The organism is Pseudomonas sp. Pseusp18 (genome assembly GCF_059506005.1).
The window spans coordinates 982,501-1,008,029 of sequence record NZ_CP169240.1; the positions used below are offsets into that span (position 1 = coordinate 982,501).

General features: G+C 52.9%; 20 protein-coding genes and 2 rRNA genes. 14 read left to right on the forward strand and 8 right to left on the reverse strand.

What is annotated here, in order from left to right:
- The first annotated feature begins 208 nt into the window (after positions 1–208).
- From ACEN9A_RS04280 to ACEN9A_RS04295, 4 genes are all read left to right on the forward strand, one after another.
- A 23S ribosomal RNA gene (locus tag ACEN9A_RS04280) occupies positions 209–3,100 on the forward strand.
- A gap of 154 nt (positions 3,101–3,254) precedes the next feature.
- Positions 3,255–3,370: ribosomal RNA gene (rrf, locus tag ACEN9A_RS04285) — 5S ribosomal RNA — on the forward strand.
- Positions 3,371–3,523: 153 nt separating this feature from the next.
- Positions 3,524–4,189 (forward strand): aminopeptidase P family protein, encoded by a 666-nt coding sequence (locus tag ACEN9A_RS04290; RefSeq protein WP_258672425.1) that lies wholly within the window; start codon positions 3,524–3,526, stop codon positions 4,187–4,189.
- A gap of 13 nt (positions 4,190–4,202) precedes the next feature.
- Complete coding sequence (locus ACEN9A_RS04295; RefSeq protein ID WP_019651862.1) at positions 4,203–4,556, forward strand: gamma-glutamylcyclotransferase family protein; 354 nt, start codon at positions 4,203–4,205, stop codon at positions 4,554–4,556.
- A 92-nt stretch (positions 4,557–4,648) separates the two neighbouring features.
- Here the strand turns inward: ACEN9A_RS04295 and ACEN9A_RS04300 are convergent, their stop codons facing one another.
- The 6 genes from ACEN9A_RS04300 to ACEN9A_RS04325 all read right to left on the reverse strand — a co-directional run bounded on the left by ACEN9A_RS04300 (position 4,649) and on the right by ACEN9A_RS04325 (position 11,360).
- Positions 4,649–5,032: a hypothetical protein gene (locus tag ACEN9A_RS04300; protein WP_019651861.1), complete on the reverse strand. Its 384-nt coding sequence runs from the start codon at positions 5,030–5,032 to the stop codon at positions 4,649–4,651.
- A gap of 229 nt (positions 5,033–5,261) precedes the next feature.
- A complete protein-coding gene (locus ACEN9A_RS04305; protein ID WP_237886552.1) occupies positions 5,262–5,483 on the reverse strand; it encodes a formate dehydrogenase subunit delta in 222 nt (73 codons plus the stop codon).
- Positions 5,480–8,368, reverse strand: a complete 2,889-nt coding sequence (gene fdhF, locus ACEN9A_RS04310) for a formate dehydrogenase subunit alpha (RefSeq protein WP_019581640.1) — start codon at positions 8,366–8,368, stop codon at positions 5,480–5,482. The genes ACEN9A_RS04305 and fdhF overlap by 4 nt, the downstream gene beginning before the upstream one ends.
- Complete coding sequence (locus ACEN9A_RS04315; RefSeq protein ID WP_258672426.1) at positions 8,365–9,927, reverse strand: formate dehydrogenase beta subunit; 1,563 nt, start codon at positions 9,925–9,927, stop codon at positions 8,365–8,367. Before ACEN9A_RS04315 ends, fdhF begins: the two co-directional genes overlap by 4 nt.
- Complete coding sequence (locus tag ACEN9A_RS04320; RefSeq protein ID WP_018926718.1) at positions 9,924–10,400, reverse strand: formate dehydrogenase subunit gamma; 477 nt, start codon at positions 10,398–10,400, stop codon at positions 9,924–9,926. The genes ACEN9A_RS04315 and ACEN9A_RS04320 overlap by 4 nt, the downstream gene beginning before the upstream one ends.
- 645 nt (positions 10,401–11,045) lie before the next feature.
- A complete protein-coding gene (locus tag ACEN9A_RS04325) occupies positions 11,046–11,360 on the reverse strand; it encodes a DUF3077 domain-containing protein (RefSeq protein ID WP_258672427.1) in 315 nt (104 codons plus the stop codon).
- A gap of 736 nt (positions 11,361–12,096) precedes the next feature.
- Here ACEN9A_RS04325 and ACEN9A_RS04330 point away from each other — a divergent pair.
- From ACEN9A_RS04330 to ACEN9A_RS04360, 7 genes are all read left to right on the forward strand, one after another.
- Positions 12,097–13,233: an XRE family transcriptional regulator gene (locus tag ACEN9A_RS04330; protein WP_258672428.1), complete on the forward strand. Its 1,137-nt coding sequence runs from the start codon at positions 12,097–12,099 to the stop codon at positions 13,231–13,233.
- A complete protein-coding gene (locus ACEN9A_RS04335; RefSeq protein WP_064616231.1) occupies positions 13,230–13,727 on the forward strand; it encodes a DUF4411 family protein in 498 nt (165 codons plus the stop codon). The genes ACEN9A_RS04330 and ACEN9A_RS04335 overlap by 4 nt, the downstream gene beginning before the upstream one ends.
- A 194-nt stretch (positions 13,728–13,921) precedes the next feature.
- Positions 13,922–14,242: an IS66-like element accessory protein TnpA gene (tnpA, locus tag ACEN9A_RS04340; protein ID WP_258672430.1), complete on the forward strand. Its 321-nt coding sequence runs from the start codon at positions 13,922–13,924 to the stop codon at positions 14,240–14,242.
- On the forward strand, positions 14,239–14,574 hold the full coding sequence (gene tnpB, locus ACEN9A_RS04345) for an IS66 family insertion sequence element accessory protein TnpB (protein WP_258672431.1): 336 nt from the start codon (positions 14,239–14,241) through the stop codon (positions 14,572–14,574). The genes tnpA and tnpB overlap by 4 nt, the downstream gene beginning before the upstream one ends.
- Positions 14,575–14,637: 63 nt before the next feature.
- Complete coding sequence (gene tnpC, locus ACEN9A_RS04350; protein WP_258672432.1) at positions 14,638–16,182, forward strand: IS66 family transposase; 1,545 nt, start codon at positions 14,638–14,640, stop codon at positions 16,180–16,182.
- A gap of 57 nt (positions 16,183–16,239) precedes the next feature.
- Positions 16,240–16,857, forward strand: coding sequence for a hypothetical protein (locus ACEN9A_RS04355; protein WP_258672434.1), 618 nt, complete (start codon positions 16,240–16,242; stop codon positions 16,855–16,857).
- Between the two features lie 124 nt (positions 16,858–16,981).
- Positions 16,982–17,329: an ASCH domain-containing protein gene (locus ACEN9A_RS04360; RefSeq protein ID WP_258674140.1), complete on the forward strand. Its 348-nt coding sequence runs from the start codon at positions 16,982–16,984 to the stop codon at positions 17,327–17,329.
- A gap of 737 nt (positions 17,330–18,066) precedes the next feature.
- On the opposite strand, the gene ACEN9A_RS04365 is transcribed toward ACEN9A_RS04360, so the two are convergent.
- Positions 18,067–18,396 carry a hypothetical protein gene (locus ACEN9A_RS04365; protein WP_258672435.1) on the reverse strand — a complete coding sequence of 110 codons (330 nt, stop codon included), beginning with the start codon at positions 18,394–18,396 and terminating at the stop codon, positions 18,067–18,069.
- A 648-nt stretch (positions 18,397–19,044) separates the two neighbouring features.
- Between ACEN9A_RS04365 and ACEN9A_RS04370 the strand changes: the two genes are divergently transcribed.
- From ACEN9A_RS04370 to ACEN9A_RS04380, 3 genes are read left to right on the forward strand one after another with little or no spacing between them, the layout of a single operon-like run.
- Positions 19,045–22,407 (forward strand): hypothetical protein, encoded by a 3,363-nt coding sequence (locus ACEN9A_RS04370; RefSeq protein WP_413387174.1) that lies wholly within the window; start codon positions 19,045–19,047, stop codon positions 22,405–22,407.
- Positions 22,391–22,873 carry a DNA-binding transcriptional response regulator gene (locus tag ACEN9A_RS04375; RefSeq protein ID WP_413387175.1) on the forward strand — a complete coding sequence of 161 codons (483 nt, stop codon included), beginning with the start codon at positions 22,391–22,393 and terminating at the stop codon, positions 22,871–22,873. The genes ACEN9A_RS04370 and ACEN9A_RS04375 overlap by 17 nt, the downstream gene beginning before the upstream one ends.
- Positions 22,863–24,056, forward strand: coding sequence for a phosphorylase family protein (locus ACEN9A_RS04380; protein WP_413387177.1), 1,194 nt, complete (start codon positions 22,863–22,865; stop codon positions 24,054–24,056). Before ACEN9A_RS04375 ends, ACEN9A_RS04380 begins: the two co-directional genes overlap by 11 nt.
- Before the next feature lie 582 nt (positions 24,057–24,638).
- Here the strand turns inward: ACEN9A_RS04380 and ACEN9A_RS04385 are convergent.
- Entirely contained in the window at positions 24,639–25,493 is an 855-nt protein-coding gene (locus ACEN9A_RS04385; RefSeq protein ID WP_413387179.1) for a hypothetical protein, read from the reverse strand.
- Between the last annotated feature and the right edge of the window lie 36 nt (positions 25,494–25,529).

Sequence of the window (25,529 nt, forward strand, 5' to 3'; positions counted from 1 at the left end):
CCATCGTGATGATGGTGAATGTTGATTTCTAGTCTTTGGCTAGATCGTTCTTTAAAAATTTGGGTATGTGATAGAAAGATAGACTGAACGTTACTTTCACTGGTAACGGATCAGGCTAAGGTAAAATTTGTGAGTTGCTCTTAATTGAGCATGCGAATTTTCGGCGAATGTCGTCTTCACAGTATAACCAGATTGCTTGGGGTTATATGGTCAAGTGAAGAAGCGCATACGGTGGATGCCTTGGCAGTCAGAGGCGATGAAAGACGTGGTAGCCTGCGAAAAGCTTCGGGGAGTCGGCAAACAGACTTTGATCCGGAGATGTCTGAATGGGGGAACCCAGCCATCATAAGATGGTTATCTTGTACTGAATACATAGGTGCAAGAGGCGAACCAGGGGAACTGAAACATCTAAGTACCCTGAGGAAAAGAAATCAACCGAGATTCCCTTAGTAGTGGCGAGCGAACGGGGACTAGCCCTTAAGTGGCTTTGAGATTAGCGGAACGCTCTGGAAAGTGCGGCCATAGTGGGTGATAGCCCTGTACGCGAAAATCTCTTAGTCATGAAATCGAGTAGGACGGAGCACGAGAAACTTTGTCTGAATATGGGGGGACCATCCTCCAAGGCTAAATACTACTGACTGACCGATAGTGAACTAGTACCGTGAGGGAAAGGCGAAAAGAACCCCGGAGAGGGGAGTGAAATAGATCCTGAAACCGTATGCGTACAAGCAGTGGGAGCCCACTTTGTTGGGTGACTGCGTACCTTTTGTATAATGGGTCAGCGACTTATTTTCAGTGGCGAGCTTAACCGAATAGGGGAGGCGTAGCGAAAGCGAGTCTTAATAGGGCGTCTAGTCGCTGGGAATAGACCCGAAACCGGGCGATCTATCCATGGGCAGGTTGAAGGTTAGGTAACACTGACTGGAGGACCGAACCGACTACCGTTGAAAAGTTAGCGGATGACCTGTGGATCGGAGTGAAAGGCTAATCAAGCTCGGAGATAGCTGGTTCTCCTCGAAAGCTATTTAGGTAGCGCCTCATGTATCACTGTAGGGGGTAGAGCACTGTTTCGGCTAGGGGGTCATCCCGACTTACCAAACCGATGCAAACTCCGAATACCTACAAGTGCCGAGCATGGGAGACACACGGCGGGTGCTAACGTCCGTCGTGAAAAGGGAAACAACCCAGACCGTCAGCTAAGGTCCCAAAGTTATGGTTAAGTGGGAAACGATGTGGGAAGGCTTAGACAGCTAGGAGGTTGGCTTAGAAGCAGCCACCCTTTAAAGAAAGCGTAATAGCTCACTAGTCGAGTCGGCCTGCGCGGAAGATGTAACGGGGCTCAAACCATACACCGAAGCTACGGGTATCACTTAGGTGATGCGGTAGAGGAGCGTTCTGTAAGCCTGTGAAGGTGAGTTGAGAAGCTTGCTGGAGGTATCAGAAGTGCGAATGCTGACATGAGTAACGACAATGGGTGTGAAAAACACCCACGCCGAAAGACCAAGGTTTCCTGCGCAACGTTAATCGACGCAGGGTTAGTCGGTCCCTAAGGCGAGGCTGAAAAGCGTAGTCGATGGAAAACAGGTTAATATTCCTGTACTTCTGGTTATTGCGATGGAGGGACGGAGAAGGCTAGGCCAGCTTGGCGTTGGTTGTCCAAGTTTAAGGTGGTAGGCTGAGATCTTAGGTAAATCCGGGATCTTAAGGCCGAGAGCTGATGACGAGTGTTCTTTTAGAACACGAAGTGGTTGATGCCATGCTTCCAAGAAAAGCTTCTAAGCTTCAGGTAACCAGGAACCGTACCCCAAACCGACACAGGTGGTTGGGTAGAGAATACCAAGGCGCTTGAGAGAACTCGGGTGAAGGAACTAGGCAAAATGGCACCGTAACTTCGGGAGAAGGTGCGCCGGTGAGGGTGAAGCACTTGCTGCGTAAGCCCACGCCGGTCGAAGATACCAGGCCGCTGCGACTGTTTATTAAAAACACAGCACTCTGCAAACACGAAAGTGGACGTATAGGGTGTGACGCCTGCCCGGTGCCGGAAGGTTAATTGATGGGGTTAGCTAACGCGAAGCTCTTGATCGAAGCCCCGGTAAACGGCGGCCGTAACTATAACGGTCCTAAGGTAGCGAAATTCCTTGTCGGGTAAGTTCCGACCTGCACGAATGGCGTAACGATGGCGGCGCTGTCTCCACCCGAGACTCAGTGAAATTGAAATCGCTGTGAAGATGCAGTGTATCCGCGGCTAGACGGAAAGACCCCGTGAACCTTTACTATAGCTTTGCACTGGACTTTGAATTTGCTTGTGTAGGATAGGTGGGAGGCTTTGAAGCGTGGACGCCAGTCTGCGTGGAGCCATCCTTGAAATACCACCCTGGCAACTTTGAGGTTCTAACTCAGGTCCGTTATCCGGATCGAGGACAGTGTATGGTGGGTAGTTTGACTGGGGCGGTCTCCTCCTAAAGAGTAACGGAGGAGTACGAAGGTGCGCTCAGACCGGTCGGAAATCGGTCGTAGAGTATAAAGGCAAAAGCGCGCTTGACTGCGAGACAGACACGTCGAGCAGGTACGAAAGTAGGTCTTAGTGATCCGGTGGTTCTGTATGGAAGGGCCATCGCTCAACGGATAAAAGGTACTCCGGGGATAACAGGCTGATACCGCCCAAGAGTTCATATCGACGGCGGTGTTTGGCACCTCGATGTCGGCTCATCACATCCTGGGGCTGAAGCCGGTCCCAAGGGTATGGCTGTTCGCCATTTAAAGTGGTACGCGAGCTGGGTTTAGAACGTCGTGAGACAGTTCGGTCCCTATCTGCCGTGGACGTTTGAGATTTGAGAGGGGCTGCTCCTAGTACGAGAGGACCGGAGTGGACGAACCTCTGGTGTTCCGGTTGTCACGCCAGTGGCATTGCCGGGTAGCTATGTTCGGAATAGATAACCGCTGAAAGCATCTAAGCGGGAAACTAGCCTCAAGATGAGATCTCACTGGGACCTTGAGTCCCCTGAAGGGCCGTCGAAGACTACGACGTTGATAGGTTGGGTGTGTAAGCGCTGTGAGGCGTTGAGCTAACCAATACTAATTGCCCGTGAGGCTTGACCATATAACACCCAAGCAATTTGTGAACTCGAAAGAGGCCAGATTGCGGTGTGTGAAGACGCAATGAACCGAAAGTTCGCAACCATTCACAAAAGCCGCACAAACTATCGCATACCCAATTTGCTGAAGCGTCGAAAGACGGTTCGGTACCCGAATTTCTTGACGACCATAGAGCATTGGAACCACCTGATCCCATCCCGAACTCAGAAGTGAAACGATGCATCGCCGATGGTAGTGTGGGGTTTCCCCATGTGAGAGTAGGTCATCGTCAAGATTAAATTCCGAAACCCCTATCTGCGTATGCAGGTAGGGGTTTTGTTTTGTCCGCAGGAAAGTTTCTTCAGCCTGGATCATGGCTATATCTTTTTTATCGAATATCGCAGTATATGAAAATATATAGCGAGAATTCGTACAAAAGGAATGATCGATGACAGCGGCCCTGAGCGGTAAAGAAGCAGTAGGCGAGCATTACACGTTGGAAACGATGCGCCATGCGCAGCAGATGACCTGGAAGGCCATCGAACAGATTGCCCGGGTTGTTTCTCCCGGCATGCGCGAGTCCGAAGTCCAGTTACTGGGTAAACAGGTTCTGTCGGAACTTGGCATGGATCGCATCTGGCACCCGCTGCTGATCCGCTTTGGCGCCAATACGCTCAAGACGTTCAAACAGCGCTCCGATGGCGATCCTGTGCTGGGTGACGAAGATATTTTCTTCGTCGACATGGGCGCGGTCTGGCAAGAGCACGAAGGTGATGCAGGGGCGACTTTCACCACCGGTTCCGACCCGGAAATGATCGCCTGTGCCGCGGCCTCCCGGGAGCTTTTCAATCGGGTCGAAGGCTTTTGGCGTAGTGAGCAGGTTTCCGGCATGGAGCTTTACCGCTATGCGGCTGACCAGGCGCAAGCCATGGGGTGGAAGCTCAACCTCAACATCAAAGGCCACAGAGTCAGCGATTTCCCTCATGCGATTCACCGTGGTGGCGACCTCGGGGATTTAGACAAGTGCCCGACGACCGGCCTGTGGATTCTGGAAATCCAGATCGCCCACCCTGAGCGCCCTTTCGGAGCGTTCTACGAAGACTTGCTTATCTGATCAAGGAAACCTCATGCCAAACCAAACAGAGCAACCGGTTCTGCTGTTCTCTTACGGTACTTTGCAGGACCGGGCCGTTCAGCTGTCCACCTTCGGGCGCGAGTTGAAAGGGCGCCTGGACAGCCTGCCAGGTTACAAGCAGAACCTGGTCGAGATAACCGATCCGGCGGTGTTGGCGGCGAGTGGGAAAAGCCATCATCCGATCGTGCAGGAGAGTGGCGACCTGTCGGACGAGATCGCCGGCACTGTTTTCGAGATCACGGCCCAAGAGCTGGTCGCGGCCGACGAATACGAGGTAGCGGACTACAAACGCGTCAGAGTGACCCTCAAGTCCGGCATCAGTGCCTGGGTCTACGTGCGAGCCTGACTTCTGGAAGTTTCACGCCGACGGGCAAGGACTCTCGCCGGCGATGATCATGCAGGCCCAGGCTGAGGTTCAGCAATTGCCTGGGGAGATACTCATTTGCTGGGGAGGAGGATTACTGACCACACTACCAAAGTGATCGCTGCCGCCAACAGACTACACGTCCCGGCAATCAAATGACGGAAGGCGGGGTATTCAGACTGCTTCAGTCTGGCCATCACCAAGAGCCATGTGCCGACGAAGGCGCCCATAACCGCCATCAGCGTATAGAGTACGTATAAAACGATCCGTGCTGAGGAGGCTTCTCCGGGGGCAAGCCATCTATTGAACAGAACCAGCACCGCTATCCCGACAATAAAGCTACCCACGGCACCTGCCAGGTTGGCGAGCCATAGATTCACAGCTCCGCGGTTTTTCACCACCCAAACCCACATCCCCACTGTCGCAGCGAGGAACACCAATACGCCAATTAGCAGCATTCAATCCTTTTCCTTGTTCGCAATAACCCTGAAACCGCCATTGCTCATCTTTGATGAGATGAGGCGATGGCAACACGATATCAAACCGATGGGGTTATGCCGAAGGATGTTGCTGATTGATGTGGATTTTGGCTGCGTTTGGCTCTGTCACTCATTGAATAAAGGGTCGACGTTAAAAACGCTGGAACGCTCCCTTGGCCCGTCTCAACAGGCCAAGGGATCTGTAAACCTAAGCCTCCCAGCCCGCCCCACTAACCGCCGCCTGCGCCAGCGGGTGCAAGTCTGCCCCCTGATGCGCCGTCTGCCAGGCCAGCAACTCCTTGCGCATGCCGGGCGTCCAGTACATCTGCAGATGATTGCGCACGCCGAGCACGGCCTGTTGCTGATCCGGTTCGCTGGCAAAGTATTGGGCGATCTGGTTGACCATCTTGATCAGGTTGTCCGTACTCATCGGCGTACCTCGGCTTTTGTCCCGGCGCTACGTTCATGGCGACGTTCGTTGAGCAGGCGTTGTTGTTCGTCGCTGAATGCCTGATAGCGTTTTTGCCACTCGGAAGGGTGATAGACGCGGCTGACCTCCACGGCAGTGACCTTGTACTCCGGACAGTTGGTAGCCCAGTCGGAGTTGTCGGTGGTGATGACGTTGGCGCCCGACTCAGGGAAGTGGAAGGTGGTGTACACCACGCCTGGGGCAACCCGCTCGGTGACTCGTGCCCGCAGTACGGTCTGGCCGGCGCGGCTGCCGATGCCGACCCAGTCACCTTCGTTGATGCCACGGCTCTCGGCGTCGGTCGGGTGGATTTCCAGGCGGTCCTCATCGTGCCAAGCGACGTTTTCAGTACGCCGGGTCTGGGCGCCGACGTTGTACTGGCTGAGGATGCGCCCGGTGGTCAGTAGCAGCGGATAGCGACTGTTGACCTTCTCCTCGGTCGGCACGTAGCCGGTGAGCATGAAGCGCCCCTTGCCACGCACGAATTCCTCAATGTGCATGGTTGGCGTGCCGTCCGGTGCCGCGGCGTTGCATGGCCATTGCAGGCTGCCGTGACTATCCAGTGCGGCGTAGCTGACGTTGGTGAAGGTCGGCGTCAGGCTGGCGATTTCATCCATGATTTCCGACGGATGCTTGTAGTTCATCGGATAGCCCAGGGCGTTAGCCAGAGCCACGGTGCCTTCCCAGTCGGCCTTGCCGCCCAGAGGCTCCATGACCTTGCGTACCCGGGAGATGCGCCGTTCGGCGTTGGTGAAGGTGCCGTCTTTTTCCAGGAACGAGGCGCCCGGCAGGAACACATGGGCGAACTTGGCGGTTTCGTTGAGGAAAATGTCCTGCACCACGATGCATTCCATGGCCGACAGCGCCGCGGTGACGTGTTGGGTGTTGGGGTCGCTCTGGGCGATGTCTTCGCCCTGGCAGTACAGGCCCTTGAAGCTGCCGGCCAGTGCTGACTCGAACATGTTGGGAATGCGCAGGCCCGGATCGGGTTGCAGGGTGACGTTCCAGGCCTGTTCGAACTGCGTCCGTACCACCTCGTTGGAGACGTGACGGTAACCGGGCAGTTCGTGAGGGAAGGAGCCCATGTCGCAGGAGCCCTGAACGTTGTTCTGTCCACGCAACGGGTTCACGCCCACGCCTTCGCGACCGATGTTGCCGGTGGCCATGGCCAGGTTGGCAATGCCCATGACCGCGGTACTGCCCTGGCTGTGCTCGGTGACGCCCAAGCCGTAGTAGATCGCCGCGTTACCGCCGGTGGCATACAAGCGCGCAGCGGCACGGATATCGGCAGGTTCTACGCCGCAGACAGGGCCAAGGGCTTCCGGCGAGTTTTCCGCTCGGCTGACGAACTCTTTCCAGTGGGCGAAATCGTTGCCCTCGCAACGGGCGTCGATAAAGGCCTGGTTGAGCAAGCCTTCGGTGACGATGACGTGGGCCAGAGCGTTGAGCATGGCGACGTTGGTGCCCGGACGCAGGGCCAGGTGCAGTTCGGCGCGGGCATGCACCGTGTCCACCAGGTCAATACGGCGTGGGTCGATGACGATCAGTCGCGCGCCTTCACGCAGACGGCGCTTGAGCTGGGAGGCGAACACCGGGTGAGCGTCGCTGGGGTTGGCGCCCATCACCAGGATCACGTCAGCCTGCATCACCGAGTCGAAACTCTGTGTGCCGGCGGACTCGCCCAGGGTTTGTTTCAGGCCGTAGCCGGTCGGTGAGTGGCAGACACGCGCACAGGTGTCGACGTTGTTGTTGCCGAAGGCCGCACGCACCAGTTTCTGCACCAGATAGGTTTCTTCGTTGGTGCAGCGGCTGGAGGTGATGCCACCAATGGAATCGCGGCCGTATTTTTGCTGCAATCGGCGGAATTCGCTGGCGGCGTAAGTCACCGCTTCATCCCAGCTGACTTCCTGCCAAGGGTCGTTAATGGACTTGCGGATCATCGGTTTGGTGATACGATCCGGGTGAGTCGCGTAGCCCCAGGCAAAGCGCCCCTTGACGCAGGAGTGGCCGTGGTTGGCCTGGCCGTTCTTGTCCGGAACCATGCGCACCAGCTGGTCGCCTTTCATCTCGGCGCGGAACGAACAGCCCACACCGCAATAGGCGCAGGTGGTGATCACACTGTGTTCGGGTTGACCCAGTTCAACCACACTTTTTTCCATCAGCGTCGCGGTCGGGCAGGCTTGCACACAGGCACCGCAGGACACGCATTCCGAGTCGAGGAAGTCCTCGCCACCGGCGGCCGCGACCCGGGATTCGAATCCGCGCCCGGTAATGGTCAGGGCAAACGTACCCTGGGTTTCTTCGCAGGCGCGCACGCAGCGGTTGCAGACGATGCACTTGCTTGGGTCGTAGTCGAAGTACGGGTTGGACGTGTCCTTCACGTCGTCCAGATGGTTCTCGCCCTCATAGCCGTAACGCACTTCCCGCAGGCCGACCTGGCCGGCGACGGTTTGCAGCTCGCAGTTGCCGTTGGCCGAGCAGGTCAGGCAATCCAGCGGGTGATCGGAGATGTACAGCTCCATGACGTTGCGGCGCAGGGTCGCGAGCTTCGGCGTCTGGGTGTGCACGGTCATGCCTTCGCTGACCGGCGTGGTGCAGGATGCGGGGTAGCCGCGCATGCCGTCGATCTCCACCAGACACATGCGGCAGGAGCCGAAGGCTTCCAGGCTGTCGGTGGCGCACAGTTTGGGAATGGTGGTGCCCAGCAACGCGGCAGCGCGCATCACTGAGGTGCCTTCGGGCACGCTGATGCTTTGGCCGTCGATGTTCAGGGTGACTTGCACCTGGCTTTCGCGGGCCGGGGTACCCAGATCCATATCGGTTTTCGGGTCGAATACAGTGATCATTGCTCGGCCTCCGAGGCTTGCAGACCGAAGTCGGCGGGGAAGTGCTTGAGGGCGCTGACGACCGGATAGGAGGTCATGCCGCCCAACGCGCACAGCGAACCGTATTGCATTGTGTCGCACAGGTCCTTGAGGATGATTGCCTGTTCATCGCGACCGCTCTGGTCAGGCGCGGCCAGCAGGCGGTCGATCACCTCAACGCCCCGGGTCGAGCCGATACGGCACGGCGTGCATTTGCCACAGGATTCCTCGGCACAAAACTGCATGGCGAAGCGCGCCATGTGGGCCATGTCCAACGTGTCATCAGCCACCACCACACCACCGTGACCGAGCATCGCGCCGATGGCGGCGAAGGCTTCGTAATCCAGCGGCGTATCGAATTGCGACGGCGGCACCCAGGCGCCGAGAGGGCCGCCAACCTGCGCGGCCTTCAGCGGCCGGCCACTGGCGGTCCCGCCGCCGTAGTCTTCCACCAGTTCGCGCAGGGTCAGGCCAAAGGCCCGTTCCACCAAACCGCCGTGACGAATATTGCCCGCCAGCTGGAAGGGCATGGTGCCCAGGGAACGGCCCATGCCGTAATCGCGATAGAACTGCGCGCCCTTGGCCATAATCATTGGCACCGAGGCCAGCGTCAGCACGTTGTGCACCAGGGTCGGCAGGCCGAACAGGCCCTGCAGCGCAGGAATCGGCGGCTTGGCGCGGACGATCCCGCGCTTGCCCTCGAGGGAGTCCAGCAGCGCGGTTTCCTCACCGCAGATGTACGCGCCGGCACCGACCCGCACTTCCATGTCGAAGGCCAGTCCGCTGCCACCGACATTGGCGCCGAGGTAACCCGCGGCCCGGGCGATGTCCAGCGCCTCGCGCAGGGTGGCCACGGCCTGTGGATATTCCGAGCGCACATAAATGTAGCCGTAGCTGGCGCCGACGGTGATGCCGGCAATGGCCATGCCTTCGATCAGCAGGAAGGGGTCGCCTTCCATCAACATGCGATCGGCGAAGGTGCCGGAGTCGCCTTCGTCGGCGTTGCACACGATGTATTTCTGCGCAGCCTGAGTGCCGCGCACCGTGCGCCATTTGATCCCGGCCGGGAAAGCCGCGCCGCCACGGCCACGCAGGCCCGAATCGAACACTGCAGTCGCGGTCTGCTCGCCGCCCAGAGCGATGGCCTGGGTCAAGCCCTCGAAACCGCCATGAGCCCGGTAATCTTCCAGGGACAGCGGCCGGGTAATGCCGGCGCGGGCGAACAACAGGCGTTGTTGGCTCTTCAGATAAGACAACTCCTCCACCAGCCCCAAGGCCAGCGGATGAGCGGACGGCTCGCCTTGCAGCGCATCGAGCACGGACGGCACATCGGCAGTGGTCAGCGGGCCGAAGCCGATACGACCTTGCGGGCTATCCATTTCCAGCAGCGGTTCCAGCCAGTACAGGCCGCGCGAGCTGGTGCGTTGCAAGTCCAACGACAGACCGCGCTCCCGGGCCTGAGTGGTCAGGGCCACGGCCACCTCATCGGCGCCTACGGCACGGGCAAGAGAATCACAGGGCAGATAAAGCGTCGGCATCATGCGTCCTCCTGGCAAGCGTTGAGCAGGGCATCCAGGCGTTCGGCAGTGAGCCGCGCATGCACCTGACCATCCAGCTCCAGGGCAGGCGAGCAGGCGCAGGCGCCGAGGCAATACACCGGGCGCAGACTGATGTTGCCGTCGGCACTGCTGCCGTGGTCGTCCAGTTGCAGGCGGTCGCGCAATTGCGCCGCGAGCTGCTCGGCGCCGCGGCTCTGGCAGGACTCGGCCCGGCACAGACGCAGGATATGCCGGGCCGGAGGCGCGGTACGGAAGTCATGGTAGAAGCTGATCACCCCGCGAACCTCGGCCTGACTCAGGTTGAGGGCGTGGGCAATCTCGGGAACGGCGGCATCGGGGATATAACCGATGCCCTCCTGAATTTCATGAAGGATCGGCAACAATGCGCCGGGCAAACCCTTGTGGCGCTCCAGCAGGCTGTTGACCATAGGCAGGTGCAACATCTCATCAGACATACAGCATTCCTCACGGTCACGGACAAACCAGGCGGTTGTCGGTCGTCCGAAAGTGTCGGCTGCGGCGTTCACGCCACGTCACGGTTTCGTGGCATTTTCAGACCGTTGGCCAGGGCACCCTGAGTGGGCATCTTGTTGTGCCCGGCGCGGTCTTTGCCGCACCTCTTCAGGCATATCACGCAGCTTGCCACGCCGCCTTTGAATCATCCGCACCAAAGCGACGTGTTCGGTTCTGCCTACGACTATCCATTAAGTCTAGATGAGCGGGGCGTGGGGCGTTCACGCACTGGCTCAATGCTTTGAGGGCTTGTCGATGGAGGATGTATAGCAAGCATTACGGGTGAGAAACAGCATCAGATCTGTGGGTGATTTCAGGGAGCAGATGCGTCGATTTATTGCTCTATAACCCAAGAGCCCTATAAACATTCACGCTGAACCGAGTGATAAAAAGCCCCGAAAAACCTAGGGGCTAATCCAAAATCCCAGTCAGCACACACAACCCCTGTGGGAGCGGGCTTGCCCGCGATAGCGTCAACCCAGCCAACATCAATGCTGATATTTGGCCAAAATCCCAAGCAGCTCACTCCCCCAGGCGTCATCCCAGCCAACGACAGGCATCAAAACAATCCCGCCATCGTTCAACCGCTACGCTTCAGACTTCTCCGCCTCCGACTGCTTAGCTGTCGATGCAGAATCCCGATCCTGCGCAAGCACCTTCACCGCATCATCAACCAGCGCCTTACTCATCGCTGTCAAATAATGCGCAGCCCAGGCGTGACGGTCGGTGTCCCTGGCGTAGGCAGCATCTTCGGTCAGCTTCTTGGCGAGGAACAGAAAATCAGAAGCCATCGATAACGCATCGCCGAGCGGGACGCCGTGAGTGACGTGGAAGAGTGGTTGATCGGAGCAGTAGATGGCGGGGGTTAAGCCGATGGTTTTGAGGTCTGATTGATCGGTCATTTGCCACCTCCAATGATGGAGATGCGGTGGGAGAGGGTGGATGGTGGGGCGTTATGCGATTGGGAATCGCGTTGAGGTAATAGCCAAATTTTGTACGGATCCATACTGCGCATTGCAAAGCTCCTTAATTTGAAGAGCTGCCACAATTCGTTACCAAGCGAATGGGTGGCAGCTGTGCGCAGGTTGGTAAACCGGGAAATCAAGGAAACCGGCACGCCCGAAGACGTCCCACGCACAGCCGCCATAACGCAGATCGCAGGCGAAAAAAAAGCGCCTGCGGACGCATGGCACTGTTGCGCAGTGATTTACCTCGGGTTACCAAGCCCGGTCGCTGAATTTGCAGCGACGGTGGGAGGGTATCGTGCAGACCCTTTTCCTGCAACCTTCGAGAGCGCTGGGTGATTATATGATCAGTCACAGAGGATATTCGGGGGATGAAGAAGGGGCGGAGGGATGGAGAAAGGTGTGCTGCGTCATGAAACACATTGAAACAGGGTAATGCCATCTGTCTGCGGGTTACATATTTGCGCTTCGGGTCATTCCGGATTTACCTCATAATCGCGCGCTTCTACCGTCGGTAGCTCTGCTTCTCTACTAATCTGTAGTCGCTACCACCAGACCTTTAATAGCCAAGGAGAAAGGCAATGCCAGATAACTGGAACCAGCGTCAGTCGGATGCATCTGTTAAAGATGCTCTCGAACGTTTACTGGCCCCATCTGATTTGCCTGCGACCCTATGAGCCAAGCTGCCTTCGTCAATCCAAGCCTGCTCACATGGTCTCGTGAGCGCGCAGGTCTCTCCACTGAGCAGGTTGCTAAAAAGCTGCCAGTGAAACCTGATCGAGTAGAGGAATGGGAGGCTGGCGAGACCAAACCAACATTCCTTCAGGCTCAAAAGTGGGCGAATGTCGCTCACATCCCGTTTGGTTTCCTGTTTCTTCAGCAGCCGCCCGTCGAACAATTGCCTTTGCCTGATCTGCGGACCGTCGGTGGGATTGCACCTCAACGTCCCAGTCTGGAACTGTTGGACACCGTGAGGGATGCCATACGTAAGCAGGATTGGTATCTGGAGTATCTGCAACACCAGGAGCATCAGCCGCTGGCTTTTGTAGCTCGCTTCAATAGCAGATCTCAAGTCAGAGAGGTGGTGGACGATATCCGCCGAATCCTTGGCGTGAATCCTGACATTGCTCGATTGGATTACGAAAAATACAGCCGTGCCTTGATCGAAGCCGCAGAAATGGCTGGAGTTTTGGTTATGCGCAGTGGCATTGCGCTAGGGAATACTCATCGCAAACTTGAAGTGAGCGAGTTTCGGGGTTTTGCCATCAGTAATGCCTACGCCCCCGTTGTATTCATCAACAGTTCCGATGCCCCCACCGCCAGGCTGTTCACCTTACTTCACGAGCTGGCCCATATATGGATTGGTAGCAGTGGAGTGTCTGACGGAAACACTGCAAATGGTCGAGACGAGGAGCGTTTCTGCAATGCAGTGGCAGGTGAATTTCTGGCTCCTGAAGCCCCATTCCGAGCCCTGTGGAACCCAGATGTTAACTGGGAAGAGAATTTAGCTCCGCTAGCCACTCGGTTTCACATCAGTAAATTAGCTGTCGGTCGCCGCGCACTGGATCTTGGTTATATAAGCCAAGCACTTTATAGCGCTTACTATCGAATGATCCTCAAGGCTTTCCAGGATGAAAAAGGTGGCGCGGGTGACTATTACCGTAACGCCACCGCGAAAAACAGCCCTCGCCTAAGCAAGGCAGTGCTGACTGAAGCAATGAGTGGCCGGATGCTGCTACGCGAGGCGGGAAGTTTGCTCGGCGTGCAACCTGCTAAATTAAGGACTCTAGCCAACAAGATTACGGAATGAATCATTTACTTGACGCTAACACACTGATCGAAGCCAAGAACCGTTACTACGGAATGGCTATCTGTCCTGGCTTCTGGCAATGGTTACTGCTGAAAAATAAAGCATTGGCTTTAGCCAGTATTGGACCTGTAATGGATGAGCTAACAAAAGGGCATGACGACCTGGCGGGTTGGGCGAAGGACAATTCTGATTTCTTTCACTCCACCACCGATAAGGATACGCAACTGGCATTCGCGCAGGTTGCGGGGCTTGTGGCTGGTCAAGCGCCTAAGATGAAAATAGGCGCAATGGAAGAGTTTTTAGCGGGGGCTGACCCATGGTTAATTGCGAAAGCGTTGACTACAGGGGCTACAGTCGTTACTCATGAAGTGCTGAATCTCGACGCAAAACGGAAATTTATTATTCCTAATATTTGCCAGGAGCTTGATGTTCCTTATTTGAATACGTTTGAATTGTTGCATAGGCTTGAAGCGAGGTTTGTGTTGCCTGCTTAATTTATTCAAAAGTTGGTGGTTTTTACGCAGAGTGCTCTGCCGCGCTTTTCGCTTGTTTTTCACAGAATGCTTTTCAAATACAGCTGCTCAATCGTAAGCGTCCGGCGAACTCACCTTCCGAACTCCAGCATTAAGGGCGATGGTGTCCGCGTATTTTCAAGCGGACGCGATCACCCTTATTTGCCAGGATTCCCATGCGCCAACGAAGCTCTTATCCGAAACCGTTCAAAGCCCAAGTCGTTCAGGAATGCATGCAACCTGGCGCAACCGTGTCCAGTGTCGCCATCAGCCACGGCATCAACGCCAACGTCATCCGCAAATGGATGCCGCTCTTTCGAGACCAGCCCGCAGCAACCTCGCTGCCAGCATTTGTCCCGCTGAAGGCTGCACCTAAACGGCCAGCCGAAACGTCAGTGGTCATTGAGTTGCCCATGGCCGGACAAGTGTTAACGGTGAAGTGGCCACCCTCAGACCCTGAGGGCTGCGCGCTATTTATTCGGGCTGTCGCTCAATGATCCGCCTTGATGCGATCTGGCTGGCCACTGAACCGATGGACATGCGCGCCGGCACCGAGACGGCATTAGCCCGGGTGATCGCGGTGTTCGGTGCGGCGAAGCCGCACTGCGCTTACCTCTTCGCCAATCGCCGGGCTAACCGGATGAAAGTGCTGGTGCACGATGGCGTGGGAGTCTGGCTTGCAGCGCGGCGACTGAATCAAGGCAAGTTTCACTGGCCCGGCATTCGCCATGGCTGCGAGGTCGAACTCGACAGCGAACAACTCCAGGCGCTGGTACTGGGCCTGCCGTGGCAGCGAGTCGGCGCAGGCGGTGTGATTAGCATACTGTAAACGCCGGCCTTTTGGCCGGTCTACTTGTCGTCGTCCCGTTTCTGCTCTGGCACAATCGGCGGCATGACTTTCTCGCCCAATCTCGACCAGATGACCCAGGAACAGCTTCGTGCCTTGGCGGCACAGGCGTTGCAGTTGCAGTCCCAGGTCGAGGCGATGAGCAGGAAGATCCAGAACGATGAAACCATCATCGAACAGCTCACTTACGAAATCGCCCTTCTCAAGCGCCACAAGTTTGCCAAGCGCAGCGAGCAAATCAGCCCAGCGCAAGGCAGCTTGCTGGATGACCTGCTCGACACAGACCTTGAAGCTATCGAGGCCGAGCTAAAACAGCTCCTCCCAGCTTCACCACAGGCCGAGCCACGGCAATCTCCAAAGCGTGCGCCATTGCCGCCGCAGTTTCCGCGCACGGTGATTCGTCACGAACCAGAAAGCACCCAGTGCGCCTGTGGCTGCCAACTTCAACGCATCGGCGAAGACGTCAGCGAGAAGCTGGATTACACGCCAGGGGTATTCACGGTCGAGCAACATGTGCGTGGCAAATGGGCCTGCCGTCAGTGCGAAACCCTGACTCAGGCGCCGGTGCCAGCCCAGGTCATCGACAAAGGTATTCCAACCGCAGGCCTGCTGGCCCACGTGATGGTGGCCAAGTTTGCCGATCACTTGCCGCTCTACCGGCAGGAGAAAATCTTCGGCCGCGCCGGGCTGGCCATTGCTCGCTCGACCTTGGCCCAGTGGGTCGGCCAAACCGGCGTGCGACTCCAGCCGCTGGTCGATGCACTGCGTGAAACGGTGCTGAGCCAAGGCGTGGTTCACGCTGATGAAACACCGGTGCAAATGCTTGCGCCAGGAGAGAAGAAAACCCACCGGGCCTACGTCTGGGCCTACAGCACTACGCCGTTTTCAGCGCTCAACGCGGTGGTCTACGACTTCAGCCCGAGCCGTGCCGGAGAACATGCGCGCAGCTTCTTGGGCGACTGGAACGGCAAGTTGGTCTGCGATGATTTCGCTGGCTACAAAGCCGGTTTTGAACAAGGCATCACTGAAATCGGCTGCATGGCCCACGCCCGTCGCAAGTTTTTCGATCTGCACGTGGCGAGCAAAAGTCAGTTGGCTGAACAGGCCTTGCACTCGATTGGCGGTTTGTATGAGGTCGAACGCCAAGCGCGGGACATGAGTGATGAAGATCGTTGGCGAATACGTCAGGAAATGGCGGTACCGATCATCAAAACACTGCATGACTGGATGTTGGCCCAGCGCGATCTGGTGCCCAACGGCTCAGCTACGGCTAAAGCCCTCGATTACAGCTTGAAACGCTGGGTAGCGCTGACGCGCTACTTGGACGATGGGGCTGTGCCCATCGACAACAATCAGGTTGAGAACCAGATACGGCCATGGGCGCTCGGACGTTCGAACTGGTTGTTTGCCGGGTCGCTACGCAGCGGTAAACGGGCGGCTGCAATCATGAGCTTGATCCAATCGGCGCGCATGAATGGGCATGATCCGTATACCTATCTCAAAGATGTGCTGACGCGGCTGCCGACGCAGCGGGCCAAAGAAATCGGACAGCTTCTACCGCATCAGTGGATGGCGATAGAAACCACGTAAGCCCCCCGATGCTTAGAGACTTACAGAAATGACGCAACGAACGGAGTAGTCGGAAGTATGATTTTGGTTGTTGAAGGTATCAGTGCCAGCGGGAAAACCACTTGGTGCGCCAAGCATGGAGGACAGCACGTCGTTGCTGAAAATGGCCGCTTTGAAGACGAACCGGATCGCATAAAAAATCCAACCGGAGCAGCCGTTTTTTGGGCGGAACGAAACGTGGATCGCTGGCAAAAAGCGCTGGCCATGGAAGCCGCTGCTTCGTGGGCTTTGTGTGACAGTGACCCTCTCAAACTCCACTACATTTGGAGCCTGTGGCAGATCGGTGAGGCGAGCGAACACGACTGGCGAACAGAGTTGGATGCCACAAGAGAAACTATCGCACAAGGGCGTATTGGTTTTGCTGACTGTTACATTGTTGGTCGCATAGATCCTCAGCTCGCGCGAGAGCGAGCCAAAGCAGACACTACCCGTCGTCGGAGTAAGTTCGAGCTACACGTGCGCCTCCAAGAAGCTCTGCTGGCCTGGTATTCAGCTATGAATAAAGTGCTTCCCGGCAGAGTACGATTTGGCTTTCCTTTAGAAATGCCAACCTTGAAAAGCATTGATGGAAGGTATGCGGCGGCGGCCTTTGATCAAATGATCGCATCGCTCCCACGACCTACTCACACCTCTTAGCGAGACGGAGCCTTATAGAAGCTGGAAGCGGATCGGCGAGCTTCTGCCGCATGAGTGGAACCCTATCGAAGCGACTATTTTCCAAGCGTCTAATTTTTAGGAGAGAACCATAAAGGCGTTATCAATTGTACGGCCCAGTGGCGGCCGAATCGCTTCTGGCGAGAAAATCCTCGAAGTCCGTCGTTGGCATCCAGACTTAGATCCTTCCGAGGATCTCCTGATTGTGGAAAACGAGCGATTTCTGCATACCGATGGGGACGAAGACGATGAGGGTATTGCCGTCGCAATTGTGCGCGTGAAGGCCGTGCGCCCCTTCATCCTCGCTGACATGCAAGCGGCCTGTGCAAGCTATTTTGAGGATGGCTGGCTCGCATGGGAGTTGAGTGACGTAAGGCCAATCACACACCCTGTGACCATCCGTGCGGAACGGGGAATCTATGAGGTAGATTTCCTGCTCCCAGACAAAAGCTGAACATTGAGCAAGATGTGTTGGGCAGACGCTTACGCTCAATCGTCTACGTCGCTCCGAAATCAGCCGCCAATCTCCAGTAGCTCCCGTAAGCGTTTATCTATCAGACCTTCCCAGTTTGCAATTGCTCGCGTCGTTGGTCGATCCCGCTATCATGCAGGGCGTAGATCACGAATGTAGATAACGCTATGCCAAGATTGTCATTCGCTGTCAGGATTTTGTTCGCATGCTGCCTTTTCATTGCAACCGCTAATCACATCCGTGCAGACGTTTCGCATGGATTGCTCTGGCACTACGGATACGGGCCTGACGCTTACTTGGGTAGCCGTATTTTCTGGGGAGCGCTTACGTTTTTTGATCCGCTTGCAGCACTGTTACTTTTCATCAAACCAAGAGCCGGAATCGTGCTCACGGTAGCGATTATTTTGGTCGACGTAACCCATAACACTTTTTACGTCGCATTGAAGCAGCAGTGGCTGGAGCCGTTCTACCTGTCCCAGGTAGCTTTCCTTATCGTAGTATTCCTACTCTCACCCATCGCTTGGAATGGCCCGATTCGGGACGTAGCGCTCACCAATCCAGTCCGACTGTGATTCGCTCCATTTATGAGGTGGAAGCTCTTCGATCTCAATCGCCCGCTGCCCATTTTTCGCTGCGCAGTGAACCTGCGAAGAGCCAGTTCTTGCGACCTAGCCCACGGTCCGGTTATCGGGCGTTCCAGCTTTTTAGGCCGCCCGCCTTTATTGAATGTCTTTCAAATAATCCTTGAGCGCAACGAGCGGACCATCAAGTTGCCCCATCGTCTGAATCCCGGCAAATTCAGCCGCCAACCTCTGCAGCTCCCTCCCCAACGGCTTATCCACACCACCGATGGCGTCCAGCGCCAACCCCACACACTCATCCACTTTCAACTGAATCGCCTCGACATCCCCCCGCCGCACCAGCAGCTCAAACACATCCCGCTGGTAATCACCCATGACCAGATCATCACGCAAAATCGGACTTGAATCTTCCGTCTCGTAAGCCAGTTTCAGGGAGAAGAGGGCGACGCTTTCCAGCTGCAATTCCATGAGGGAATCCTTGTGAAATGTTCCACCGGTGCGGGACGTGCGTAAGAGAAGCAAGATCAAAAGATCGCAACCTTCGGCAGCCGTCACACGACAGCGGTGCGGGCAATGGCTTTTCTACAGGCGAAAAAAAAGGCCTTGCTAAGCAAGACCTTTCTTAATTTTGGTGCCCGAGGGGGACTCGACTGCGCCAGTAAATAAAGGGCTTGCAGGCATACTCTACCTTCTGGGATACAGGTAGGGATACAGGAGGATGCTCGCTGCGTTCCTTATAATCACCATACTCTCAGGGTATAGCAATTCTTCTTTGAAGCCGTTCAATAAGGTGGGCAACGAAGGCAGCGGAAAAGATGCCTACCGAACCGACGATAGCTTGGCTCAGAAGCATCAGATTACGTAACTGTACGCGATGAACCAAGGTGGAAGCGTGTGGTTCGGCGTACGTCACTGAGATATCAATATGCTAGTAACCATTCGAGGGCGGGGTTATTCTCGACGCTAGGTAGACCGCTGTGAACGTCCATAGCGTGTTATAGCTAAGATGACGCATAGAGGGTTGTCAAACCTTGCTATGGGAAGGGAACTCACTAGATCAATTTTAGATAAGTTTTATCGGCTAAAATTGAAACGGCATATAAGAGGAGCAGTGGTTTGTCAAAGCATTTAGAAAAAATGATTTTTAAATCATTAAGTACCGCAGCGGCAAAAGGTTTTGTTGATTTTAATCTGTGCTTGAATTTTATAAGAAGGCAAACGCCGATTCAGTCCTATCATGCTCTAGTTAAAGCATACTTTGATGTTTGGACGAAGAAGTTCAAGTCGGTAATGTACACAGGGCAGCGTAACGTAATAGATTTAGGGTTTAATTGTAGTTTAGATAGTCTCGGTTTGGAAAGCGACTTTGTATTTATTGGTGAATGGCTGTCGCTTCATTCAAATAAAATAAACAAATACAACGAAGTGTTGGTAACCATACAAGACAATATATTGTCAGGAAATTTTGCGCACGCTGAGTCAGTTTTAGATGATTTCCAAAAGGAGAATGGATGGTCATTTTGGGGGCTGGAACTGAAATATTATCTGGTGCACCGATCGGGCGGCATGGAAAGGGTAAAAGAACTCTCTCAATGGATTAAAGATAAAGCGGGTACTAGGATAATTAACTTCGCATCTGCAATGTTCTCGGAGCGGATCGATGAAAAGCATTCTATTGATGCGATATATTCACGTTGGTCAGATATTCTCGAAAAAAATCTGAAAGGTAGGAAAAGGATACAGCGCTACTATTCATTTCGAGGCTTGGGAAGAGTAGACGATTATCAAGAATCTCTCGCAGAATGTCTCACGGTTGATTTTAGTAACTCAGTTTACGATTGCTACAATACTTTTCTAGAATCTGCTATGTCAATTATTGCAGCGCAGGAACCAAAGGGATCCTACGGCACAATAGCTACGATGATGCGAAAAGTTAAATCCGCTGGAGTAAAAGATTATCGCATAGATAAAATATTATATTTTGTAGATGAAAGTTATTGTGGGCCGACCGGAAGTGTATCCTCGCAATTGGCTGATGTTTTTAAAGAAAATCTAACCTCGCATAACACTGGATTTAATTCTGAGCTTGCCGAGCTCAATGTGATATCAATGCTTAACCAAGGAGGCGTTTCAGAACATCAAAGTTTAGCTAAGTTAGAAAAACTTTCATTAAGCCTCCGTCCATTGCCTGTAGGTCCTGCTCTTGGCGGTTTTGTAACCAGCATCGCATCTAGCTATATTGAAAAAATAACCATGCAGCCCTGGGCTTCTTTCGTTTCATCTAGCTTCAAAGTTGAAGAATGCTTTTCAATGAAAAGCGACGACGCTTGGAGTGCTATACAAAAAATCGCTGTCAGTACGTCACATCCAGACGCCATTCACGCGGCAGTTTTAATTGATGTGAAGGCGGGGAGTTTAGATGAGCAAAAGCTAGATATTATTTCTAATACATCGGCATTATGGTTAAGTGGTTGTTTGCTTCGCTCAAGTCGATTTAAAGAATGTGATCTGATTGTAAAGCATTTGTGTTCCGATAATAAATACTGGCAAAGGCAAGCTGAGAAGCTGCAGCTTGAAATTTATTGTGGAAAGTTTGAATTGTCAAAAGCGATTGAATTGGCTCTAGGTTTAATTCACAAAGACCCAGTATTGTTCTTTGAATATCCTCTGTTTCGAATATTCGAGGATAACTCTTGGGGAGAGTTTTCGGGTTTCGATCCTATCGTTGTTAGTTTGGTTGCGCACTATACAAGCGCCTCGCTAAGAAATAAAGATGAAGAGATTCAGTATATCTGTAAGATGGGTTGCAGAAAGGTACATTTGATTGGCGGTAAAGAAATTCTTTCAAGTGAATTAATAGGCGAGGACACTCCAAGAAGAAAAGTTCTCATCGATTTCTTTGCAAATGTTTGGATTCAAGAAAATCTTACGTTGCTGAATTTTAAAACAAGTAGAGAGGTGATGGCTGAGCGTCTCGAAGTACTTCGAATGCTCGTGCAATTAGATTCTGATAAAGAGCAGATTTATGCCTCTGAAATTATGGATATTACCCTCCGCGATACACTTTGGGCTGGGCTTACTCATGTTGAAGAGACTAGGATTTTCGTAAACGAGGCTGGAATTGCGCGTTGGGCTGAAAAAGAGCTTCGTCACGACTTCGACAACTGGAAAGAGTTAGAGTCATCAGATACGGGAACCACCGCAATACTTCAGACTCAGCTATTAGAATACTCCCAATCGCCCACTGCAGATCGTTTAGATGAACTGAAGTCTGATGAACTGACTGAAGATAATAAGTTGCTTCTGAGTATTGTTGAGCGGCTAGAAGCAAAGTTCCTAAATGACCCGTTAGACGGGCTTCACTGCTATTTGAGCGCACGAATTAGGCATGGTACTGTTAAGAATACATTTCTAGGTCCTATAGATGAGGGGGGGCTTCTAGTCGCTGAAGGAAAGCTTGATGAGAGCTGTTATAAATATTTCGAGGGTATCGATGATGAGGCGTTAGAGCGTGTAGTTAAGCCAGCACTGTTTACGCTGTCTGAAGGGCTGTTGAAATTAATTAATGATGCAATTTTAAATAAAATTAGAATTCGAGATGACAAACACCCTCAAGGCTATATACAGATAAATCATGATGTCACCTTCTTTGGTAAAGTAATTGCCGTGCTCGGTGCAAAACTGGAATTTCAACATTTCGTATCCGTTTCTTTTGGCTTATTTTGGGAACTGTTGAAGCCGTCATTAATGAAGCTTTATGACTATTTTTCAACTGAGTTCCAGGAAAAAACGCATCAGTTATTTGAGAACGCCGTTCAGGAGATTGAGCCGACAGGGAATGCATCACGCTCGCTCGTCGTCGCATTACGCAGAATCGGAGGTATGACGGCACTCCAATGTACTGTAGCTGCAAAATGGTTTCATTCAGAATCGCATGTCTCTGAAAGAGAGTTCAAACTATGCGAGGCCATCGATATCGCATGTAAAACATCGAAGAATATATATCGCCGATTTAATGCAAGGATTATATTTGAAGGTTCCGATTGCACTGGCTTGCCTCTTTCTGGTATTGGCTTAGGCGCTATCGTTGAAAGCGTTAGCATAACCCTTGAAAATGCTTGGAAGTATTCGGGGTTGGGAGAGGAAGAATATGAGATTCATATCAGCTCATCTCATGATGTTGAGAATAATTTTCTTACATTTACCGTAGTAAGCCCTCTTTCAAATTTGCGAGCTGAGGAGTTGACGGCTGTAAGATTAGACGAGATACGGCGCAAGTTTCAGAAGGATTTGGAAGTTGAATCGGTCGCAAGTGAAGGAGGGTCCGGTCTTCCTAAAATAGCACGTTACTCCATTAAAATTGATCGATCTGTATGTCCTGAACCACTCACTATCAATATCGTTGATAATAAGTTTGTAGTTAAAGCGTGCATACCATTGCATAAGCGTGGAGGGATGTACGATGTCTACAGTAACTAATAGAAAAATATTGGTTGTGGAAGATGATAAGCCAAAGCTAAACGCTATTGTAAACTTTCTTGCTGAGGAACTAAAAATAAGTCATGTAGATACGGCTAAGTCATTAACCTCTGCAATTGAAAAAATCTCTGATAATTTTTATGATATGTGTGTTGTAGATATGTCGATACCGACATATGATTTTGATGTTGATAAGTCTGGGGGAGGGCTTCCTCAATCATTTGGGGGTAAAGACATACTGCGCTTTTTACAATCTGAATCAGAATTGACTAAGGCTATTGTCATAACTCAATACAGTGAGTTTTCAGATGTAGATGGTTCAGCTCAAACATTAGAAACTTTAACGGCTCAGCTATTGCGGCGGTTTCGTTCAAATCTAATTGCTGTATTATATTACGCAAGTCAAAAAAGCGACTGGCGGTCAAAACTACGTTTAGCAATCATAGGGGAGTATGATGGCAATTAAAGTGCTTATCGCAGAAGATGATGATAATAAGGCAAGGCTTCTTGAGTCTGAGCTTATAGCTCTTGGGGTTTCTCAGCAGAATATTATAACTGTAACTAATGCTGCCGAGACGCGCCAGGCTTTAGTAGAACATGCTCATACTATAAATCTTATGTTGCTAGACTTGGCATTGCCTAATAGGGATAAAGATACCCCGCATGCATCCGTTGGGTTAGAAATTTTAAGGATGATAGTTGTAGATGGGGAGTATGTTTCCCCGGATACAATTGTAGGCACTACTGCTGATAGTGAAGTGTTGACCGAATACGAAAATCGGTTTAGGGATAACTTGACGCAGATCCTATTTGTTGCTCCAGATGTGTCGCAATGGAAAGCGTCGCTGCGCTCGTTGATATTGCGTATTAAATCTTCCCAAGACGCTCCTAGGGATCACAAAGTTGACGTTTGTTTTGTCACTGCTCTTAGGAAACCTGAGCTGGCAGCAGTTCTGAAACTCCCAATAGTATGGGGCGCAGAGCAGTCGCTAGGGAATGGTGTCCTTATTCAAGAAGGGACAAGTGAAATAAATGGAAAGGTCAGGACGTTTATCTGCGCGCACTCAAACCAAATGGGTATGGTTGCAGCCTCGTTTATGATGCGAGTCATATGGGAACGATATTTTCCTAGGCTTGTATTTATGACGGGAATTTGTGGGGGGTTGAAAGACTCCGCCCTTGGCGACGTTATCATTGCTGAAAGAAGCTGGGATTGGCAAAGTGGCAAGGTTTTGCATGATGGAAGTTTCGAATCAGCACCTGATCAAAAAGAAGGTAACCCTGAATTAGTTGCTCTGGCACGCGGTATGGAGGCTTCAGCTGTAGAATTTTGGACTTCTCAGGAATCTCGACCAGCCAAAAAGCCGGTGTTGCACGTTGGGCCAATGGTTTCTGGGAGTTCGGTAGTAGAAGACGTTGCGTTGCATGATCGTTTCTTCAGCCAGCATCGAAAGGCCATAGGTGTTGATATGGAATGCTATGGCTTATATTTCACTACTCAGATGTCGGTCATGCCAACCTCACAAGCTTTGTGTATAAAGTGTGTATCCGATCTGGCAGATAGAGCGAAGTCTGATAATTATCAAGAATATTGCAGTCAGCTTAGCGCGAATATTGCGTTTGGAATTGTTAAAAGGTTTTTTAAGTAGTTAAGTTTTTAGATTGGCTACCATTTAAAAGCTATTTGAATTTAAATGTGTAGGGCTGTGATTTGTATGTTAGTCGTCGTTGAAGTGATGTAAATATTAAGCCCTATTAAGGGCTTTTTTTACGTCCAAGATTACTAGGGAACTTCTAAGGAGATGTTTTGAAAAGACGGACATTGATGTAAAAAATTTAGCTAGAGGAAATCCGCGAGTCTGATAACCCGTGTAGGAGGCCCCCCTCAGGGAGGACCCGTAAAATCTGCCGCTACGGCTCCTTCACCTGGGACGAATCGGACACAGCAGTCGGCGGATCTCGAGCTATCCGCCGCGTCCGTTCGCGCTGAAGGTTCACGCCGTGAAAAGGGGCGAGGGGAAGGCTAATCCATAGGTAACGAAAAAGCGGTGTTCCATGTGTTCCATGTGTTCCAGAAACGCTAGAGGCCAAGTAATTCAAGGCTTTCAGAGGTGGAACACCAAATGCAAATAACCGGAACACCGGTTACGCGGAACACGTTTGGTGTTCCGCGATTGGTGATCCGGTTAGGGGTGGAAATGCATCACCGTAGGTATCGGCGATGCGGTGAATCAGGCGGCTAGCAATTGCTCCATAGACAGTGCATAGGCTTTATCGCTGATTGTCTTCTGGCTGATGCACGCAGGGCCGTGCGGGGTTTGCAATGGTACGTAGAGCTCGCTCATCGAGCTTGTCCAACCCAAAGCTTTCTCGGTGGCTTCCAAGTGTGCTGCGACGGCGGCAAATTCCTGAGCGGCCTTGTCCAAGCGGTCAGCCCACATAATGCGCGCTACCCGTAGTTGCCGCTGACGGAGATCTTTCAGAACCTCTTTGATTTCTGTGATTTCCTCGTCGAGCTTTTCAACTTCATTTTTCAAGGCTTGCGCAGTCGTTGCCACTCCCCGTTTGCCACGATTCGCCGTTGCCAGCGCTTCCGAGGCCAGACGCAGCGCCTTCTCCGCACGCTGCTCATCTGCCTCGTCCCCATCGCTGAGAGCTACCGCATAACTCGCTGCCGCTTGTTTCTCCGCATATTGGGCTTTCTCGACTTCGGCTCGTTTCTCATCCTCCAGCTTTTGCAGTTTGGTCGACAGTTTTAGGCGTTTGTCCTGCAGCTTTTGCAAATCGCTCTGTACCTGGCTGATTTCTTTCTGAGCCTTTTTGATGTTGGTGCTCGCGAACCGGGTGCCATCGTCCCATTCGATCAGCCTTTGAATACGCTTGATCTCGGTAGCATGACCTTCAATAGCGGATTTAGCGTCATCAAACGCGTCAATGATTTCGCGAGGATAAGGCGCTCTATTGATGCGGTTTTTTGCGTAGAAGCGCTTGGCATCCTTTGCCGCCGCGCTGAGGCTCGGTAGCTGCTTTTTGAGGCGTTCTAGTTCGATTTGGTGGTGCTTGATTTGCTTTTGAAGGTCGCTCATTAGAATTCTTCCATTTCAGATTTTGATGTTTTTACG

Excerpts from the sequence above, each read along its gene's own strand:
- tnpC (WP_258672432.1), top strand. The coding sequence starts at position 14,638 with ATGACTTTCTCGCCCAATCTCGACCAGATGACCCAGGAACAGCTTCGT.
- ACEN9A_RS04290 (WP_258672425.1), top strand. The coding sequence starts at position 3,524 with ATGACAGCGGCCCTGAGCGGTAAAGAAGCAGTAGGCGAGCATTACACG.
- ACEN9A_RS04385 (WP_413387179.1), bottom strand. The coding sequence starts at position 25,493 with ATGAGCGACCTTCAAAAGCAAATCAAGCACCACCAAATCGAACTAGAA.
- ACEN9A_RS04365 (WP_258672435.1), bottom strand. The coding sequence starts at position 18,396 with ATGGAATTGCAGCTGGAAAGCGTCGCCCTCTTCTCCCTGAAACTGGCT.
- ACEN9A_RS04315 (WP_258672426.1), bottom strand. The coding sequence starts at position 9,927 with ATGATGCCGACGCTTTATCTGCCCTGTGATTCTCTTGCCCGTGCCGTA.
- ACEN9A_RS04355 (WP_258672434.1), top strand. The coding sequence starts at position 16,240 with ATGATTTTGGTTGTTGAAGGTATCAGTGCCAGCGGGAAAACCACTTGG.
- tnpA (WP_258672430.1), top strand. The coding sequence starts at position 13,922 with ATGCGCCAACGAAGCTCTTATCCGAAACCGTTCAAAGCCCAAGTCGTT.
- ACEN9A_RS04320 (WP_018926718.1), bottom strand. The coding sequence starts at position 10,400 with ATGTCTGATGAGATGTTGCACCTGCCTATGGTCAACAGCCTGCTGGAG.
- ACEN9A_RS04305 (WP_237886552.1), bottom strand. The coding sequence starts at position 5,483 with ATGAGTACGGACAACCTGATCAAGATGGTCAACCAGATCGCCCAATAC.
- ACEN9A_RS04325 (WP_258672427.1), bottom strand. The coding sequence starts at position 11,360 with ATGACCGATCAATCAGACCTCAAAACCATCGGCTTAACCCCCGCCATC.
- tnpB (WP_258672431.1), top strand. The coding sequence starts at position 14,239 with ATGATCCGCCTTGATGCGATCTGGCTGGCCACTGAACCGATGGACATG.
- ACEN9A_RS04330 (WP_258672428.1), top strand. The coding sequence starts at position 12,097 with ATGAGCCAAGCTGCCTTCGTCAATCCAAGCCTGCTCACATGGTCTCGT.
- ACEN9A_RS04335 (WP_064616231.1), top strand. The coding sequence starts at position 13,230 with ATGAATCATTTACTTGACGCTAACACACTGATCGAAGCCAAGAACCGT.
- ACEN9A_RS04375 (WP_413387175.1), top strand. The coding sequence starts at position 22,391 with ATGTCTACAGTAACTAATAGAAAAATATTGGTTGTGGAAGATGATAAG.
- ACEN9A_RS04380 (WP_413387177.1), top strand. The coding sequence starts at position 22,863 with ATGGCAATTAAAGTGCTTATCGCAGAAGATGATGATAATAAGGCAAGG.
- ACEN9A_RS04300 (WP_019651861.1), bottom strand. The coding sequence starts at position 5,032 with ATGCTGCTAATTGGCGTATTGGTGTTCCTCGCTGCGACAGTGGGGATG.
- fdhF (WP_019581640.1), bottom strand. The coding sequence starts at position 8,368 with ATGATCACTGTATTCGACCCGAAAACCGATATGGATCTGGGTACCCCG.
- ACEN9A_RS04295 (WP_019651862.1), top strand. The coding sequence starts at position 4,203 with ATGCCAAACCAAACAGAGCAACCGGTTCTGCTGTTCTCTTACGGTACT.